This window comes from Vibrio sp. 9-16B-A1, from assembly GCF_056726165.1.
The window spans coordinates 61691-80577 of sequence record NZ_JBSDZD010000011.1 but is presented as its reverse complement, the minus strand read 5'-3'; the positions used below and the strand labels follow the sequence as shown (position 1 = coordinate 80577).

The window sequence follows — 18887 nt, the reverse complement described above, 5'->3', positions numbered from 1 at the left end:
CCGAAATGCGTATTACAGATATTGAAGTCATCTGCCTGCGGGTACCGGCCTTAGACCAGGAATGTGAGTGGGGAGAAGATGCAGTACTGGTCAGGGTCCACACCGATACAGGACTAATTGGGCTGGGTGAAGCAGACAGTTCGCCTGAAGTTGTGCGTGCCTGTATTGAAACACCGCAGTCAAACCTCTACTGCTATGGCCTGAAATCCCTGCTCATCGGGGAGAACCCTCTGGAGATCGAGCGTCTCTGGAACAAGATGTACTGGGCCTCAAATTACGTCGGCAGACGCGGTGCCGGTATTCACGCTATCAGCGCGATTGATATCGCCCTGTGGGATATCGCGGGTCAGTTTTATGGTGTCCCGGTTCATACGCTGCTTGGTGGCAAGTATCGCGACAAAATCAAAGCCTACGGTACTTTTATTCCGGCACCCAACCCGGCTGATAACCGCGCTATTGTCGCCGGTCTGGTCGAGCAGGGCTTTCGCAGCATCAAATTTGGCGGCGGCGTGTTTGGTGATGACCCGGATACCGATGTCGAAATTGTTCGTAACGTTCGCGAAGCGGCAGGCAGTGACGTTGAAGTTCAGATTGATCTGGCTTCAAAGTGGCGCACGGCCGGTCACTCCGCCTGGATGGCCGAGCGGCTGGAGCCGTTTAACCTCAGCTGGATTGAAGAGCCGGTACTGGCAGACGATCTGACCGGTTATGCCAGGCTCTCATCAAAAGTTCGTACCAGACTGGCGGGCGGGGAGTCGCTCACTACACGTTACGAGTTTAAACACTTCCTGGAAAACGCTCAGGTGGACATTGTCCAGCCTGACATTACCCGCTGCGGCGGGATCACCGAGATGAAAAAGATATACGACCTGGCCCAATTGCAGGGTGTCCAGCTGGTTCCGCACGGATTCAGTACCGGGATACTGCTGGCTGCGTCGGTCCACTTTTTGGCTGCCTGCGAGCACGGAACCCTGATGGAGTATTCACAAAGTCAGAGTCCGCTGTTTACCGACCTGGTTGCCAATCGCTTGCCGTTTGAGGCGGGATTTGTCCCTGTTCCTGATGCACCAGGACTGGGAATCGAGCTCAATGAAGAGATTGTTGAGCGCTACCGACTATAAGAAAGAAATGGAAATATTCGTGATGAAACATGACAACCGACAGATAGATAAGCCGCTGATGGCCATCAGCCTCACGACCATCTTTGCCATTGTGGCGGGATTGTCCCTTTATCCGGAGCAGGGCAACGCAATTGCAAAACAGTTGTTCACCATACTGACCGATAACTTCGGCTCTGTATTTTTGCTGTTTGGCTTTTTCGCCGTGATCATCCTGGCCTGGATCGCCCTGAGTAAACATGGCTCGATCCGTCTGGGTGACGAAAAACCTCAGTACAGCTTTTTTACATACCTTGCGATGATGATTTGTGCCGGGCTTGGCTCTGCTACCGTTTACTGGGCATTTGTCGAGTGGGGCTATTACTACATGAGCCCGCCATACGGAATTGAACCCAATACACCTTTGGCCGCTGAATGGGCGACCAGCTACAACATGTTCCACTGGGGACTCTCTGCATGGTCACTTTACTGTATCGCATCTTTGCCGGTGGCTTACTCATTCCACGTGCGTAAGAACCCGCAACTTAAGCTGAGTGCAGTATGTGAAAGCATTATGGGCCGTTTTTATAACGCGGCGGTGGGCAGAGTGATTGATACCATTTTTATCTTCAGTTGTGTGGGAGCTATGGGTATCACGCTGGGTTTGAGTGTACCTATGGTAACAGAAGGGATCGCATCTCTGTTTAACACTGAGAGCAGCTTTGCCATGAACCTGGGACTGATGCTGTTTATCACCGCACTGTTTACTATCAGCTCGTATGTGGGCATTGAAAAAGGCATGGCCAAACTGAGTGATATGAACACCAAGCTGGCGATCTTTTTCGTGGTGGCGATCCTGGTAGTTGGTCCGACGACTTTCATCATCGACCAGATGACCAACGGCTATGGCCTGATGCTGCAAAACTTTATCCGTATGAGCCTGTGGACTGACCCGGTTGAAGGTGGCTCATTCCCGACATCGTGGACCGTGTTCTACTGGGCTTACTGGATGACTTATGTACCCTTTATGGCTCTGTTTGTGACTAAGGTTTCGCGAGGCCGTACGCTGAAAGAAGTGATTGCAAGTATGGTTCTGGGTGGCAGTGCGGGTTGTTTCATCTTCTTCGGTGTTCTGGGCAGCTTTAGTATGAGCACACACCTGAATGAACTGGTTGATGTGACTAAATCGATCACGGAAGCGGGTGGCTCGGCAACGGTTGTTGCGGTGCTGGAAACACTGCCGGTGAGTGCGCTGTTTATCGTGATATTTGCGGTCATGTCGACACTCTTCCTGGCGACCACACTGGATTCTGCGTCGTTCACACTGGCTGCAACAGCGGCAAACCAGCTTGATGAAAATGCGAACCCGCCGACAGCGCTGCGCCTGTTCTGGTGCATGATCCTGGCTGCGGTTCCACTAACGATGATGTTTATCGACGCGCCGCTCAGTACGGTTCAGACGCTTGCAATCGTGACCTCGCTGCCACTGATGTTCGTTATCTTTATTATGCTCTACGGCTTCTTCCGCTGGATAAACAATAAAGATGAGCAGCAGCAGGAGAGTGAAGAGACGCTCACAGCTGCAGTCGCAACGGAGTAACACCGGTAATAAAAAAATCCCGCTCACTGAGCGGGATTTTGCATATCTTAATCTGCCATTATCTGGCAAGTTTCGTGATAACAGACATCAGCAGCTTAATGCGCGGTTCAATCGATTCCAGCAGCAGATACTCAGCATCGCTGTGGAAGCCAGCACCGACAGGGCCAAGGCCATCCAGGGTAGGAACGCCCAGAATGGCTGTGTTGTTGGCATCTGAACCACCGCCCACTTCTTTCCAGTTGATGTCGATAGCCAGCTCATCAGCAGATTCTTCAACCAGCTTCATCAGGGCTTCGGTCTTCTCATCCGGTACCATCGAAGGTTTGTAGGCTTCGCGAACCAGCTCAATCTTCATGTCTTCAACGAACGGAGTCGCAGTCAGGCCATTCAGGGTCGTATCAACCTGGTCGTACTCGCTGTTGTCCCAGAAGCGAACGTCAACGATAAGCTGAGCGTGCTCAGGTACGATGTTCGCACCGTCACCGCCGGAAACAACACCCACGTTCAGGGTGGTGCCGCTTTCAAAGTTGGTCAGCTTATTGATTTCCAGGACCCAGTTCGCCATCTCAGTGATCGCGCTGCGGCCTTTCTCTGGCTCGTTACCGGCATGAGCGGCGCGGCCATGGAAGTCAATCTTATAGCGGGCCATGCCTTTACGAGCTTTTACCAGACCGCCGTCAGCACGGGCTGCTTCTGCTACCAGTACGGTTTTGGCGTTTTTGGCGACAGACTGAATCCAGTCTACTGAATCCAGTGAACCGGTCTCTTCGTCCGGGTTCATGCAGATGCACAGAGAGAGTTTATCCAGTACGTCCTGGTCCAGGTTACGCATGGCGTAAACCACGTTCAGCAGGCCGGATTTCATGTCGGATACACCTGGGCCGTACGCTTTTTCCGCGTCAGTGGTCATTGGGCGTTTCGCCACAGTGCCTTCCGGGAATACGGTATCCATGTGGCCGATCATCATGACATCGATCTGCCCGCTTTCCGGCTTGTTGCGGATCTCAAGACCCACACCAGCACGGCCACAGTCGATGGTTTTTACCTGCCAGCCAGGCATGGCTTCAAATTTCTCTGCAAACTGAGAGGCTACGGCTTTAATGCCTTCTGTTGTGTAAGTACCGCAGTCCACGTCGATCAGTGGGCGCAGTTCTTCAAGGTAAGTATCTAAACAAAAGTTCATCGTTATTTCCTTATGTCAGTTCCATCAGATGATGGGAGCAGGATTACACCAGAATGTTCATCACAAACATCGCACCCAGGGCGTTCAGCACCGAGATAGCGATCATGACAGGAATGTAGCGGCCTTCAGTACCTACCGGGCCAAGGATACGGCCAAGGTACTGGATCTGAGAACCCATCAGGTAGATAGCCGGAGCCAGAATGGCAATGTGGTCGCCGTTAAGGATGCCCTGGTCAAAGAGAGTGATCACAACGCCAACTGCGCCGCCCATCGACATCCATGCGCCGATAAGTACTGCCGCCGCTTCGCCTGGCAGGCCAAACAGTGCCATAACCGGTTCAAATACGCTGCCCATCAGATCCAGTGCGCCGGTAATTTGCAGCGCTTTGATGATAACGAAAGCCATCAGTACGTTAGGAACGGTAGAGGTGGTCGCAATGGTCCAGCCTTTCTTAGCACCTTCAACGAAGATGTCGGTAACCATTGGTTTTTTCGCCTGAACGTTGCTCATTATGCGGTTTCCTCTTGCAGTTTTTTATCGTCAGCTTGCTTGTCTTCTTTGCCTTCGGTGATGTTCAGGTAAACGCGGAACAGGTTTGCGCCAACAAATTTGAAAATGAACATCACAGCGACAGCCAGACCGATAGAAGAGGTCACCGCGTTGGTGCCGTCAGCGTAGGTCAGGGTGAACAGAACCGCACCTGAAGAGAAGAAGTTTACGATGGTTGCACCAGCGGTGAACTGGAACATGGTGAAGACGTCAGCTTCACGCTTGGTCAGGTTGCCTTCATCTTTTAGCTGGCGGGTCATGGCTGCACCGGCATCGGTACTTTGCAGTGATGCAATCAGGGCAAGACCGGTATTACCAGGAATACCCATCAGAGGGCGCAGAAGCGGAGTCAGCAGCTTACGTGCTGCGTCCAGTGCACCGTAGTGCTCAAGTACGTTGATCATACCCAGAGCGAACATAACGGTCGGGATCAGGGTCAGGGCAAACAGGAAGCCATCACGGGCACCGTTACCGCCTTTACCACGCATGGTGGTCGTTACCGCCTGAACGCCGTCAGCCGTTTCCTGTACACCATAAGCGACCTGACCAAATGAACCGTTCAGGGTAGTGAAGTCGAAAACGCCATACCATTCGTTGGATTGCATCAGACCAGAGAAGAAAACTACCGCAAAGGCGAGGGCAATATAACAGCCCAGCGTGACTTTACGCTCTGTTGTTGTCGGTTGAGACATGATTACCTCTAAAAGAGTTGGAAAGGAGATGCATATTGACGTGTTACAGCCGGATTGGATATGACCGGGGTCAAAAGTGCATATCGTTACAAATTTACTTATTTGTAAGATTTTGTGTCACCTCTGCTTCTTTTTGAAGAGGATGTATCTGTTGTTGGTCGGTTTTGTAAAATTGATAACGTTTATGAATGGCGGGTTGCGCATATTGGCTGGTTTGACACATTTGAAAGCCGTTACTAGTGTTTACTGTATGAATTTAAAAACAAAACCTGAGCTGGATTACATATTCATGGCGCTGAACGATGAAACGCGGCGGGCTATGGTGTGTCAGCTGGCTAATGGCGACCTCGCAGTAAAGGATTTTCAGCTGCCTAATCCTCTATCCAAATCCGCAGTGACCAAGCACCTCAAGATCCTTGAGCGCGCAGGCCTGTTGCAAAGGAATGTAGTGGGTCGCGAACATATTTGTTCCCTCAACCCTGGCCCCATCCATCAGGCCAACCAGTGGCTGGCCCTGTTCCAGCCCGCCTGGCACAGCAGTGATGAAGCACTTGAGACGTATATGGACTGGCAGTTGAGTGAGGAGTAGCTGCTGTTTTCTTCTTTGTATTCAGCCGTAGTATTCGCTTTCAGTCGCGGACTATCTGGTTGACGAAATAATTGTACTTTACAGATCGCCTCACGGGGTCCCGGGTCGCGCCTGCCTCTGTGCCTTTGGTGGGCCAGGCGGAACGCGCCCGGGATGACGAACTTCCTTTTATACAAATAATTACAATAAAATACCGTCATCCCGGCCACCGAGCCGGGATCTCATAAAGCGATCTGTAAACAACCAGAAAGCACTGTGCTCCCCGCACTTGTTCCAACGGTCTCCGTTGGAATACAGACCGGATTGCCATGGTGCGCTGGTGGTAACTGTGGGTCAGGTATGCATTACCACGCAGAGCGTGGTAACGAGAAACTGGCGAGTCTTTTGTTTCCACACCCCAGAAGAAACAAAAAAAGACGCGGTCCCTGACCGCGTCTTTATCCCATACCTGCTTTTTCTTAATCCGGGAATGAACTTCGTATTCCCTGCAGTGCGTCGTAGTGCTCAAGGAATATATCGACCAGCTTAGGATCAAAGTGGCGTCCGCGTTCTTCTTTGAACAGGTCATACACTTTGTCTGACGGCCAGGGTTCTTTGTAGCAGCGCCGTGAGGCCAGGGCGTCGAATACATCCGCGACGGCCGTGATGCGTGCTTCGATAGGAATATCCTCACCGGACAAGCGGGTAGGGTAGCCATTACCGTCCCATTTCTCGTGGTGGTAGGCTGCAATGTTGGCCGCGATGTTCAGGATTTCCAGGTTAGAACCTCTGAGGATTTCTGCACCAATACTTGCGTGGGTCATCATGGTTTCCCACTCATCCGGGTCAAGCTTGCCAGGCTTATTCAGCACCGCATCGGGAATTGCAATTTTCCCGATGTCGTGAAGCGGCGAAGCCAGTTTGATTTTTGATGCCATCTCTTCAGACAGACCATATTTACGCGCCAGGAACATAGAGATTTCGGCGACACGTTTAACATGGCTGCCAGATTCTTTGGAGCGGGTTTCCACAACCTCGCCAAGTCGATAGGCGATCTCTTTCTGGGTATCGCGCACTTCATTCAGCAGGATCACTTTTTCGTAGGCGATGGTGATATTACGGATAAAGAGATCCAGAATGGCAATGTTCTCTTTCAGCCGGCTTTCCGGGCAGTGCACAACCAGCAGGCCAACGCTCTTATTGACCTTCACCGGGATAAGAAACTCTTCCGGACCTGCCTGGATATATCGCTCAGTGGTGTTGGTCACATCTTCTACAGAGCAGGAGATAAACTCGCCAAGGTTTTTACCGATCAGCGCTTCGCCGCCTTTTGATGAAGCTACGACCTGCCATTTGCCTTCCACCTCCTGGGCGGCAAAGTTAAATGCGTGTACTTCACCAAGCTGGAGCAGTGCGCTCAACTGGGAAAGAATGCCATCCAGCCAGTGTGTACCATCACCTTCCACCAGAATCGAGGCGGATGAATTGATAATGGTGTTAAGGCCTTTTTTGGTGTTCTCAATCACCATGATATCGCGGTACGAGCGAAGGGCTGCGCACAGGGTGGTATTGAGTTTGGTAGCGGTGAGTTCGGTCTTGTTTTTGTAGTCGTTGATCTCGTATTTCTTGATCACTTCTGATTCCGGCGCATCACCAGGCTGGCCGGTGCGCAGGATGATACGGCTGGTGGTATTGCCAAATTCCACCCGCAGCCAGTCGACAAAGTCGAGCCCCGCGTGGTTGGTTTCCATCACAACATCAAGGAATACTACCGCGATGTCATCGTTTTCCTGGAAAATCTGCTTAGCTTCAGTGGCCGAATAAGCATTCAGAAAATTGAGGCTTTTCCCTAAATAGCTGAAGTCGTTCAGTACAAACTGAGTAACCCGGTGGATATCCAGATCATCATCGACGATCAGGATGTTCCACTTCTCCTGCTCTTCAACCACAATTTCGTCTTCAGCATCTGAGAACAGAAATTGGTCGTCATTTCCCATCACTCACCTCGTAGCCCTGCTGGAAATACGTCAAATAGCGCATTAGTTTTTGATTATGTAATGATTGTAGTCAAGATTTTGCTGCATGGCACAGGCGTTACTGATTTTTTGATTAGTTCGGCAAAACCGGATTTAAAAAATTCCATCTTGATCAGAAAAAATCTTGCATATTCAAGCAAGTCTGAAGCCTGTGTCTATACTGTATCTGGAAATGGGGACTTTTTTCATTGGCTCTTAAAGAAGAAGGATGGCAATGGATACGAATAACGTCAGTCAGCACAATGACAACAACGGCGACCACATCCCGGTTATCGAGCGTCAGCGCAGCATTGCGGTCCGGCTGTTTTTCTATACCTTGTTGTGTGGAACCCTGCTGGCGCTTGCCATCGCCAGTATTCAGCTGGTGTGGGAACTCAAAGAAGAAAAAGAGGAGCTGCAGTCTTCTCTGCAACGGATTGATACATCGGTAACTTCTTCTATCGCCAACAGCCTGTGGAACCTGGATGAAGAGCAGCTCAGTATTCAGGCCAGTGGGATCAAGAATCTGCCCAGTGTGGAATACGTGGGTGTGTACTCCTATCACAACGGCGAGCTGAGCCTTTCGGTTGAAACCGGCCTCAGCAGTGAGAAGCATGAGTTAACCAAGAAAGTTGACCTTAATCATTCCGATGAGAAGATCGGCGTGCTGGTTATCGAAGCCTCCTATACCGCGCTGTACGACAAGATAGTCAAGAAAGCCTGGCTGCTGCTTCAGACCCAGTTACTGATCAACCTGCTGGTTTCGTTTTGTGTGCTGTATATCGTCCATCAGGTGATGACCCGCCATATTAACCGGATCTCCCGGTTCTTTCAGGACAGCGGTCTTGGTGAGTCTGAGCTGCATAACCGGCTGGAGCTTAACCGTAAGGCTCAGCTCGATGAGATAGATGTGCTGGTCGAGTCCATTAATGCGCTGCATGAAAATATCGTCACCCAGCTGGAAAAACGCCGTAAGATGAATGCTCAACTGGCGTATGAACGTGATTTTACCGCAGTGATCATCCAGTCCTCTCCTTCGCTTATCTGTTCGCTTAACGATGACTTTGTGATTCAGCTTGCCAACCGGGAAGTTGAGCGCATTCTTGATACGCCGGAATCAGAGTTGCTTGGTAAGAGCTGGTTTGAGTTTTTTGTTGATGAAGACGTCGATCAGCAGAGCAGGATGGAACTGCTGAAGAATATTCCTGAGTTTGAGCTGGTGCTGAATATGCGTGACCACGCCGGTGAAGAGCGTTTTCTTCAGTGGCGGCTTATCCGTAACGAAGAGCTGCACCGGGTTATCTGTTTTGGTGTCGATGTTACTGAACTGACCAACACAGAAAATGCACTGATCGCTCTTAACCAGCAACTGGAACAAAAAGTGAAAGAGCGTACTCTGTCTCTTGAGCAGGCTAATGCCGATCTGTCTGATACTCTGTCTACCCTGGAGAAAACTCAGGTATCGCTGATTGAAGCTGAGAAGATGGCATCTCTTGGTGGTCTGGTCGGTGGTGTGGCGCATGAGATCAATACGCCTCTTGGTATCAGTGTGACGGCGACGAGTTACATAGAAGAGAAACTGAGAGTGCTGCAAACCGGATTTGATACCGGCAAGCTGTCCAAAACTCAGTTTGCCCAAACCCTGTCTTCACTGAACGAGTCTACCGACATCCTGACCTCCAACCTGTCCCGTGCCGAGCAGCTGGTTTCGAGCTTTAAACAGGTGGCCGTCGATCAGACCAGTCAGGAGGTGTATTCATTTAACGTGAAGGATAACCTGCAAAAAGTGCTGATCTCCCTGTCACACGAACTGAAAGTTGGCCGTGCCAGTTATGAGATTAACTGTCCGGATGACATCGTGATTGACAGCTACCCGAGTGGCTACATTCAGGTGTACACCAATCTTATTACCAACTCGATTCGTCATGGTTTTGATGAGTGGGATGGTGACCGGATCATCCGTTTTGATATTACGACAGATGACGGCATGATGGTGATCAGGTATTCCGATACCGGTAAAGGTATCGATAAGAGCCTCCAGGCTAAGATTTTTGAGCCGTTCACTACCACCAAGCGTGGCCGCGGTGGCAGTGGGCTTGGTGCGAACATTATTTATAACCTTGTGACCCAGCTTTTACAGGGGCGGATCGAGTGTGAATCTGAGCCTGGTGAGGGTGCACTGTTTACCATTACTGTGCCCCTCGAGCTGAAAAAAGAAGACGATAAGGAGTAAGCGAAGTTATCCTGCCTTTTGCGTTGCCTGGTGGCGCTCTGCCAGGTAACGCGCCAGTGCAGCGGTTTGCTCTTTGGTAAATCTCAGCCCCAGGCGGGTTCGTCGCCACAACACATCTTCTGCTGTCTGTGCCCATTCGTACTTAACAAGATAGTCCACTTCAGCCTGATATAATCCGTGACCAAAATGAAGGCCAGGGTCCTGAGCGCTGTTTTGCATGCCAGGGATAAGTTCGCTCCGCGTGCCGTAGGCGCCGAGCCAGCGGCGGATGATTTCCGGTGAAAGCCATGGGGCGAGGAGGGAGAGGCGCTCTGCCAGTGTATCACGGTCAGACATATCGCCACCGGGCAGTGGGGTGTTGCTGGTCCAGGCCTGCCCCATATGAGGGAAGAGCGATTTGAGCTTATCCGCTGCTGCTTCGCCGAGTTTACGGCTGGTGGTGATCTTTCCGCCAAATATCGACAGCAGGTGAGATTGTTCAACCTGATGCAGCGCCAGGCTGTAATCACGGGTAACTTCCTGGGCGCTGTTTGCATCATCTGAGATCAGCGGCCGGATCCCGGACCACCTGTGAACAACATCAGCGGGGCTGATTTGGCTGCGTAAATGCTGGTTGACCACGTCGCACAGATATTCGGTTTCTTCTCTATCAATGGTGACCTTAGCCGGATCGCCGTGATAATCCACATCTGTAGTACCGATTAGCGAGAAGTCGTTCTGGTAGGGGATAACAAACACAATCCGTTTGTCTGCGTTTTGCAGGATGCAGGCATACTGGTGTGAATAGAGACGGGGCACCACAATATGGCTGCCTTTGACCATGCGCACAGATTTGGGCGCAGGCTGTTGCAACTGGTGCTGGTAAATCCGGTTAATCCAGGGGCCTGCCGCGTTTACCAGCACCCGGCAGGTCTTTGTGACAACGTCACCATTGTCAGTTTGCAGCCTGACTCGCCAGCCACTCTGCTCACTTTCTGAAATGGGCTTGGCAGAAAGGCATTTGGTTCTGGTGTGAATCTCAGCGCCGCGCTCACGGGCGGCCATTGCGTAACTCACAACCAGCCTGGCATCATCTACAAAGCAGTCGGAGTATTCAAAACCGCGCCGGATTTCCGGCTTAAATGGGCTGCCGTCATCAAACCTGACGCCGTGACTGCCGGGCAGGGTAACCCGTTTTCCGAGGTGATCGTAGAGAAACAGTCCAAGGCGGATAAGCCACGCCGGGCGCAGGTGAGGGCGGTGCGGGAGCACGAACCTGAGTGGCGATACAAGGTGAGGTGCGTTATTAAGCAGCACTTCGCGCTCAGCCAGCGCTTCAGACACAAGCCGGAACTCGTGGTGTTCAAGATAGCGCAGCCCACCATGGATCAGTTTGCTGCTGGCGGACGAGGTGGCGCTGGCGAGATCGTTCATTTCAAACAGGCCGGTTTTAAGGCCGCGCCCACTGGCATCCGCCGCAATTGCAGTTCCGTTGATGCCACCGCCGATGATGATCAGATCGTAGTCAAATTGCTCAGACATTTTCGCTTTATCCCTGAAATGTTCGAATGAACATAATATAAACATTTCAGTGAGCGAAATCGAGCGTTAATTTAACCTTTGGTTAACTTATTGGTTGTTTGATTAACGTTCGAAAGTAAGCTTATGATTGTTTGAGTGTTTTCTGCAGGAATACTTTATCGGTTCCGCTCAGTGGAAAATCACGGTAACGACCGGTTTCGATAAAGCCGTGCCGCAGATAGAAATCCGGAGCCTGGAACGTATAGGTATCGAGGTAGAGTCGACGTATCCCCTGTTTCCGTGCTTCTTTTTCTGCCATCGTCAGCAGCCGGGACCCCAGTCCTTTGCCACGCAGGGATTCATCTATCCAAAGTCTCTGGATATGCATGGTGTCATAGTGGAGTCTGGCGATGAGCCCGCCCTTAACTTCGCCCTTTGAGGGGATGACCAGCAGAGCAAGGGGCTTTTCGGTCAGATCCGTAAAATGTCCCTGATTAAACTCAGACAGGCCCTTAAAAATGGCATCAATGGCTTCTCTGCGGGGATGGTAGGTTGTTTCTATGAGCATGATTTTATTGTTATGGCTGATGAACAGGATGATGTAATTATAAGCCATAAAAGAAAAACCGCGCCGGGAGGCGCGGTTATAAAATCAGAAAATCAGGTGGGCGACACCGGCGATTACCGGTAATGTGATCAGGGTCCTCAGGATGAATACCGCGAACAGTTCGAAGATATTTACCGGGATTTTGCTGCCCAGCAGCAGGGCACCGACTTCTGACATGTAGATCAGCTGAGTTACTGACATTGCAGCGATAACGAAGCGGGTCAGTTCACTGTCGATTGAAGCGGCCAGAATCGCCGGGATAAACATATCCGCAAAACCAACTACGATGGTCTCTGATGCCTTGGCTGCTTCCGGGATCTGCAGCAGTTCCAGGAACGGGATAAATGGCTTACCAAGGAAAGCAAAGACCGGGGTGTATTCCGCAACGACCAGAGCGATAGTACCCAGTGCCATCACGACAGGCAGTACGCCAAATACCATATCCACTGCGTTCTTCACGCCTTCAGACAGGATTGCTTTTGGTGATTTCACCTGTTCTGCGCGTTTGATGGCCAGGTCCATACCCCATGAGAAGTGGCTGTGACCCGCCGGGATTTCATTTGCACCTTTCTCCGGCGCAGTACCGTCAATGTAGAGGTCTTTTTTGCGGCTCAGTGGTGGCAGACGCGGAATGATAACCGCAGCAGTCAGGCCAGCAAGACAGATAGCGCCGTAGAAAGGCAGGAACATGTGTTCCAGGTTTACCTGAGCGATAACCACCAGGCTGAAGGTAATGGATACCGCAGAGAAAGTGGTACCAACTACCGCCGCTTCGCGCTGGGTGTAAAACTTGTCTTCGTATTGCTTGCTGGTCAGCAGGATACCCACACTGCCGTCACCCAGCCATGAAGCCATACAGTCGATAGCACTGCGGCCTGGCAGGTTAAACAGAGGGCGCATGACTTTGCTCAGCAGGGTGCCCATCAGTTCCAGCAGACCAAAATTAAGCAGCAGTGGCAGCAGCAGGCCTGCGAAAATGAACACAGCAAACAGGGTAGGCAGCAGGCCTTCCAGTACCAGACCGCCGGTATTTTCTTCCCAAACGGCTTCCGGACCAACCTGGAAGAAGGTCATAACAACGGCGATGCCGCCGATCAGGCGCACCGCAAACCAGAGCGGAGAGGGATTAAACAGGCCAGACAGGAAGGCACTGTTGTTGATAAACGCCGGTCGGAACAGCTTTACGGCAACAGTAGCTACAGACATAAACGCGATAATCACAGTCACGATCTGAACAAGGCTGTCAGCCAGTACGCTCTTAAACATGGATGCGAGGATAGCAACCGGAATGGTAATGTTACCGTCATAACTGACTGGTGCCATAAAAAGAAAAACGCCGATAAGCGATGGGATCAAAAATGTCCAGAAAGCGCTTTTCGGCTTAGGGTTGTTTACAGATTGTGTGGACGTATCCATTGTGACTATCTCTTCATTAGTTCGCGGTACCAGACCGGTCAGCAAAAAATTTTTATGCACTTTTTAGTGCTTTATTATTCATGTTGGGCAGAGAATACCTGTTTTTCCCTGTCCATGAAAGACTATTCAATAAAAAAAGCTATTTATTCAGCATTTATACACTTTATCTGATTGAATTATGGTCATTTGTAGGGTTTATGTTAGCGCAGCAGGGAAGAGATTTCCGGCTATCCGGTCACACTGTGTGAGAGATTTGCCATTGTTTGTGTAAGAATCCGTGGAAGTTTATGCAGTTTGTGGCAAGCTTGGTTTTCTATCTTGTTGTTTTTAAAGCACTTAACTGCGGGGTTATAGGTTCGGTATAAAGCTATTTTTTAGATGTATGCATTCTGGACCGTTTTTGGGAGTATGATACACAGGACGTCAGGAAATAAGGCAAAGATACTCTCAGGATGAGAGTCCGGCAGCAGGAAAGCTCCCGGGATCAGGAAGATGAAGGACACCGCTTAGGAAGGCGCGAAAGGATTGACGCCATGGAAAGGTGGTATCGTAAGGACAGATAAGATACATCTAAATAGCACGAATAAGCTATAAACGACTATTAACCCTGCCAAGGCTTTAGCAGGGTTTTCTTTTATCTGCACTTTGTTGGATATTTATTCTCTCTTCACTTCCCTGCTTTATTCATCATAGCGAATTGCCATGATTGGTATTAGAATAGCGGCCATTCTGATTTGGAGAATCCTGATGGAACAAGCACAATTTGAACAACTGGTTACAGAGCTCAGCACGAAAGCAACCCTGCCAGAAGCTCTGGAGCTGTTAAAGCAATCTGAAGACGCAGATGTAGCCGAAGCTGCTCTGTCACTGGCTGGCCAGTTCGCACTGGCAGAAGTGGACGGCGAGCAGCGCATTTACCACGTAACAAACGACACCAATGAAAACGGTGAAGAGCAGGAGTTCGTCGAGCATGTGATGAACGAAGGAGAAGATGTGATGATCTTTGTTTCCTGGTTCTTCTATACCATGTTCGAAATCAAGGCCAAAGACACTTACCAGGCTGCGGGTAAGACTTATAAGCAGCCGAAGCGCCGATGATTTGATGGTTTGAATGAAAGAGGGTGACGGATGTTGCCCTTTTTTGTGGGTGGAAGTTTGCGTATGGACTTAGTGTGGTGCAATAAATCTATTTGTGGCGTGTTACTAGCCCCCACCGGATCATCCTGAACTTGATTCAGGATCTGCTTTCAGCGTTCTGAATAACTAAAGCGCCAGCCAATCACAGAACTGGCAGAAATCATGAAGAGTCGCTGCCGCGAGGTAACGCTTCCCTTGCGGACAGAAGATCCTGAATCGCGCTTAACCTATTGAGTGTGGGGTAGGTTTCCGGGAGCGCGTTCAGGATGACTATGATGGTGGCTGGCAGCAACATGCATGCATTCTGACAGCCATTTCGCTGACCGATTGACAGTTAGCTTTGCTACAGTCCCCACCGGGTCATCCTGAACTTGATTCAGGATCTGATCACAGCGTGTTGAATAATTAAAGCGTTAGCCAATCACAGAACTAGCAGAAATCATGAAGAGTCGCTGCCGTGAGGTAACCGCTTCCCTTGCGGGCAGAAGATCCTGAACCGCGCCTAACCTATTGAGTATAGGCATGTTTCCGGGAGCGCGTTCAGGATGACTATGATGGTGGCTGGCAGCAACATGCATGCATTCTGACAGCTATTTTGCTGACCGATTGACAGTTGGCTTTGCTACAGCTCCCTCCGGGTCATCCTGAACTTGATTCAGGATCTGCTTTCAGCGTGTCGAATAATTAAAGCGGAAGCCAATCACAGTGCTTGCAGGAACTATGGAAAGTCGCTGCCGCGAGGTAACTATTTCCTTTGCCGACAGAAGATCCTGAATCGCGCTTAACCTTCTGTGCGCCCGGTTGTTTTTGTGGAGCCCGTTCAGGATGACCCGGAGAGTGTGGTCAGCCGGGGGCTCTGACCTGAGTTTCATCCAGCAGAGATTCCGGGGCAAGGTTACAGTCACCCTTAATTACTCGCCGCAATAGACCGAATCCGGTCCGTCACTTCCTGGCTCGTAATCTTCTTCTCTCTGAAAAACCGGAACAACTCATTATTAATCGCATGCTGGGCAATAGGATTAACCGCCATGGAGTCCGTCATGCTCGGCACTGCCAGCTGGTTTTTCTGCGCGGTGAGGAAGTCCTGTTTGGCACGTTGCTGGCAGACGCTGAACTCATCCATGGGGATGTCTTTGCGGACCGGGACTGAGCCTTTGGTCAGGTTAAAGCGGCGCTGAAAGTCCGGGTCTGCCAGTAGCCCGGCAAGCTTGTTCAGCTCTTCCTTTTGAAAATCAGGCCGGTAGAAGAAAATAAAGCTGTCCATATTGTAGAGAAAAACGTCCTGAGTACCCGGTACCGGAGTGCAGCCGATTTGTTGCGGCACACTCTGACCAAGTGCGTTCAGTTCACCGAGAATCCAGTCTCCGCCAATCTGGAACAGGGCGTTCCCGGCCGCCAGTTCGGCGGTGGCGGCGTCCCAGTTCGGGTCATTCAGCGGCGAACTGACGATGTCACTCAGATGACGAAACTCTTCCAGTGCAGCGTGCATTTGCGGAGAGTTGATAGCTTCAGGTTCAAGCCGGACCATGGCGCTTTGATAGAAACTCACGCCCTGCCTTGCAATAAGGAGGCTTTCAAACAGTTGGGCTATTTGCCAGGGCTGCTCACCGACGACTAATGGCTGGATACCGGCATCGCGGGCGGTTTCCATAGCATGGATAAGCTCTGGCCAGTTTTGTGGTTCGGTCAGCCCGAGGTGCTTTAGCAGAGCCTGATTGGTCCACAGCCAGTTCATCCGGTGCAGGGTAAGGGGCAGGGCAACATAGCCATTCAGGCTGTGGTTGATTTCTATCGCCATGGGATAGAGCTGTTCATTCCACTGGTATTGCTGCGCAGTTTCATTGAGCGGCTGCAATATACCAATCGCATCCCAGGCCATGATGCTCGGGCCTTCTGTCTGGGCGAAATGGGGAGTATTGCCGGCAAGGGCACGGGCCTGAAGTACGGTAGTAGCGCTGTCTCCGCCACCTCCGGTCACAGGAGAGTTTTTGATGCTGATGCCGTTACTTTGCAGGTGCTCATACATCACTTCCAGCGCAGCGCGTTCACCTTTAGATGTCCACCAGTGGTGAAACTCAACCGCAGCGTTTGAGCCAAATGAAACCAGGCTGAGAGTTAAAGCCAGAATACGTTGCATTACTCGTCCCTCGGAATTGAAATTGTGGCACACAGCCCGCCGGTTCTTGCGTGACTCAGGCTGAGTGAGCCACCGTGAGCGTTGATGATGCTCTGGGTTATGGTCAGGCCAAGGCCACTGCCCTCCTGCTTCCCTTCCGGATTGGCGCGGAAATAGGGCTCACAGATCCGCTCCAGCAGCGCTTCATCGACACCTGGCCCATAGTCCTGAATGCTGACCCGGATAAAGTCCGGGCTGTTTTCAACGCTGATATCGACTTTATCTCCGTATTTAAGCCCGTTATCGATCAGATTTTGCAGGCAGCGTTTCAGGGCCAGCGGCTTGCCGGCAAACGGAGGACACACCTCCGGCAGATAGCGGATTTGATCTGGCTGATGGCTGACGCCGTTAATCGCCAGGGTAATCAGGGCATCAATATCGAGCGACTCGATATCCTCATGCACATCGGTTTCCCGGATGCATTGCAGTGCGCCTTTAACCATGATATCGAGATCCGCGGCAATGCGGCCGAAACGTTGTCTGTCCTGCTCATCATCGAGCATTTCAGCCCGCAGTTTAAGGCAGGCGATGGGCGTTTTCAGGTCGTGGGAGATGGCACCAAACAGCATCTCGCGGTCTTTAATGTGGCTCTCTACCCGCCGGTTCATCTTATTGAATGCATGGATAGCAGCCCGCAGCTCGCTGCTGCCCTGTTCTTTTACCTGAGGCACTTTAAGCTTGGCAGACATCAGGGTTGCCGCTTTGGCGAGCTCGCGTATCGGGCGGATTTCACGGCTGACCACCAGCCAGGTACAGATAAGCAAAAGCAGGGCAGAAGAGAGCAGGGTAAAGCCCTGACGAAGATCGAATAAGCGGGTTTCCAGTTCAACGTACGGAGCAGGGAGCATTGCGGCCAGGTAGAACCATTGTTTTGGTGCGACTTCGATTTGCATCACCAGGATTGGCGGGTTGAGGTTGCCATAAGAGAGGGAATAGTGCGCCCACAGCAGCGGCAGCTGGTCAATTGGCAACTCGTTGTTAAATACCCGCAGATCATCCCTGTGGGTGAAGTCGAGCAGGATCTGAGGCGTGCCACTGAGCTCTTTGTCGAGCACATCGCGTACGTGTTTAATGACCATGTTCTTGCGCTCAGAGTCCGGCAGCGGGGTGACGTTGAGCGGATGGGTATTGAGCGACACAAAAAAGCGCGTTCCGCCCATATTGCGCAGCTGATTCAGTACCAGGTGGCGGTACTCGGCAGGAAGAGACTGAAAAAAAGAGATGGTAGAAGAGGCACTGAGGGCCAGACTGTTGACCGTATTGAGCAGCCCCTGAGTCTCTTTTTCACTGGTGCGCTGATACCAGATAGCACTGGAAAACAGCTGGGCGATGACGATCACCGTCAGCAGAAACAGGCTGGCACGGGCGGCAAGGGAACGGGGGGGGCTAATGCTCATACTGCACACCTGAAGTCAGCATATAGCCTTTGTTTCGCACCGTAAGGATCAGGGAGCGGTGCTTGTCTTCCAGATGATGGCGCAGGCGGCTTATCTGAACATCAATTCCGCGTTCCATCGGATCGGCATCCCGTCCCCAGATTTCGCGGGCAATGTCATCCCGTGACAGCACTCTTTCAGCGTGACTGATAAACAGACCCAGCAGGGAGAGATCAGCGCCGGAAAGCTGTTTGATTTCACCACTGACAAGATGGGTCAGCTGACGGGTGACAGTATCTAGCTGCCAGTTTGCAAAGCTCACCTTGCGCGCCAGCTTGGTGGTGGCACTGTTTTGGCTGCGCCTTAATATGGTTTTGATCCGCGCCAGCAACTCACGCGGGCTGAAAGACTTGGTGATGTAGTCATCTGCGCCCATTTCAAGCCCGGCCACCCGGTCGGCTTCTTCGCTGACGGCGGTAAGCATGATGATGGGAATATCACTGAAGCGGCGCAGTTTCTGGCAAAGGGTAAAGCCATCATCACCGGGCATCATGATATCGAGCACGATAAGGTCCGGGTCATTGCGGTCGAGTATCCGCCACATTGCCTGGCCGTTTTCGGCGCCCAGTACGTCAAAACCAGAACGGCCTAGGTAATCGGTCAGCGCTTCACGCAACTCCAGATTGTCATCCACTACAAGTATCTGTTTTCGTTCCATGTCCATTGGAGAGTACCCG

15 protein-coding genes are annotated in these 18887 nt (G+C 51.3%); 5 read left to right on the top strand and 10 right to left on the bottom strand.

Annotated features, from left to right (window positions below; all coding sequences use genetic code 11):
- The first annotated feature begins 5 nt into the window (after positions 1-5).
- Both ACVB80_RS17300 and ACVB80_RS17295 read left to right on the top strand, forming a co-directional pair.
- A complete protein-coding gene (locus tag ACVB80_RS17300) occupies positions 6-1121 on the top strand; it encodes a mandelate racemase/muconate lactonizing enzyme family protein (RefSeq protein ID WP_481082539.1) in 1116 nt (371 codons plus the stop codon).
- Between the two features lie 22 nt (positions 1122-1143).
- Complete coding sequence (locus tag ACVB80_RS17295) at positions 1144-2697, top strand: BCCT family transporter (RefSeq protein ID WP_481082538.1); 1554 nt, start codon at positions 1144-1146, stop codon at positions 2695-2697.
- A 58-nt stretch (positions 2698-2755) separates the two neighbouring features.
- Here ACVB80_RS17295 and ACVB80_RS17290 read toward each other — a convergent pair whose 3' ends face one another.
- The 3 genes from ACVB80_RS17290 to ACVB80_RS17280 are packed head-to-tail and all read right to left on the bottom strand — an operon-like array spanning position 2756 to position 5122.
- On the bottom strand, positions 2756-3880 hold the full coding sequence (locus tag ACVB80_RS17290; RefSeq protein WP_481082537.1) for a M20 family metallopeptidase: 1125 nt from the start codon (positions 3878-3880) through the stop codon (positions 2756-2758).
- 43 nt (positions 3881-3923) lie between these two features.
- Positions 3924-4391, bottom strand: a complete 468-nt coding sequence (locus ACVB80_RS17285) for a YjiG family protein (protein WP_481082536.1) — start codon at positions 4389-4391, stop codon at positions 3924-3926.
- Positions 4391-5122 (bottom strand): nucleoside recognition domain-containing protein, encoded by a 732-nt coding sequence (locus ACVB80_RS17280; RefSeq protein WP_481082535.1) that lies wholly within the window; start codon positions 5120-5122, stop codon positions 4391-4393. The genes ACVB80_RS17285 and ACVB80_RS17280 overlap by 1 nt, the downstream gene beginning before the upstream one ends.
- A 250-nt stretch (positions 5123-5372) precedes the next feature.
- Between ACVB80_RS17280 and ACVB80_RS17275 the strand changes: the two genes are divergently transcribed.
- Positions 5373-5711, top strand: a complete 339-nt coding sequence (locus ACVB80_RS17275; protein ID WP_481082534.1) for an ArsR/SmtB family transcription factor — start codon at positions 5373-5375, stop codon at positions 5709-5711.
- 458 nt (positions 5712-6169) lie between these two features.
- On the opposite strand, the gene ACVB80_RS17270 is transcribed toward ACVB80_RS17275, so the two are convergent.
- Positions 6170-7687: an HD domain-containing phosphohydrolase gene (locus ACVB80_RS17270; protein ID WP_481082533.1), complete on the bottom strand. Its 1518-nt coding sequence runs from the start codon at positions 7685-7687 to the stop codon at positions 6170-6172.
- Between the two features lie 253 nt (positions 7688-7940).
- Here ACVB80_RS17270 and ACVB80_RS17265 point away from each other — a divergent pair, with 253 nt between their 5' ends.
- Positions 7941-9938, top strand: a complete 1998-nt coding sequence (locus tag ACVB80_RS17265) for a sensor histidine kinase (protein WP_481082532.1) — start codon at positions 7941-7943, stop codon at positions 9936-9938.
- Between the two features lie 6 nt (positions 9939-9944).
- On the opposite strand, the gene glpD is transcribed toward ACVB80_RS17265, so the two are convergent.
- The 3 genes from glpD to ACVB80_RS17250 all read right to left on the bottom strand — a co-directional run bounded on the left by glpD (position 9945) and on the right by ACVB80_RS17250 (position 13461).
- Positions 9945-11459, bottom strand: a complete 1515-nt coding sequence (gene glpD / locus ACVB80_RS17260; protein ID WP_481082531.1) for a glycerol-3-phosphate dehydrogenase — start codon at positions 11457-11459, stop codon at positions 9945-9947.
- A gap of 121 nt (positions 11460-11580) precedes the next feature.
- Entirely contained in the window at positions 11581-12054 is a 474-nt protein-coding gene (locus ACVB80_RS17255; RefSeq protein ID WP_481082530.1) for a GNAT family N-acetyltransferase, read from the bottom strand.
- 36 nt (positions 12055-12090) lie between these two features.
- A complete protein-coding gene (locus ACVB80_RS17250) occupies positions 12091-13461 on the bottom strand; it encodes a YjiH family protein (RefSeq protein WP_481082529.1) in 1371 nt (456 codons plus the stop codon).
- 747 nt (positions 13462-14208) lie between these two features.
- Here ACVB80_RS17250 and ACVB80_RS17245 point away from each other — a divergent pair.
- A complete protein-coding gene (locus tag ACVB80_RS17245; RefSeq protein WP_481082528.1) occupies positions 14209-14559 on the top strand; it encodes a hypothetical protein in 351 nt (116 codons plus the stop codon).
- A 946-nt stretch (positions 14560-15505) separates the two neighbouring features.
- On the opposite strand, the gene ACVB80_RS17240 is transcribed toward ACVB80_RS17245, so the two are convergent.
- Genes ACVB80_RS17240 through ACVB80_RS17230 form a run of 3 tightly spaced genes read right to left on the bottom strand, consistent with a single transcriptional unit; the run spans position 15506 to position 18868 of the window.
- A complete protein-coding gene (locus ACVB80_RS17240; protein WP_481082527.1) occupies positions 15506-16735 on the bottom strand; it encodes an ABC transporter substrate-binding protein in 1230 nt (409 codons plus the stop codon).
- Positions 16735-18171: an ATP-binding protein gene (locus ACVB80_RS17235; RefSeq protein ID WP_481082526.1), complete on the bottom strand. Its 1437-nt coding sequence runs from the start codon at positions 18169-18171 to the stop codon at positions 16735-16737. Before ACVB80_RS17235 ends, ACVB80_RS17240 begins: the two co-directional genes overlap by 1 nt.
- Positions 18161-18868, bottom strand: a complete 708-nt coding sequence (locus ACVB80_RS17230) for a response regulator (RefSeq protein WP_481082616.1) — start codon at positions 18866-18868, stop codon at positions 18161-18163. Before ACVB80_RS17230 ends, ACVB80_RS17235 begins: the two co-directional genes overlap by 11 nt.
- Positions 18869-18887: the final 19 nt, after the last annotated feature.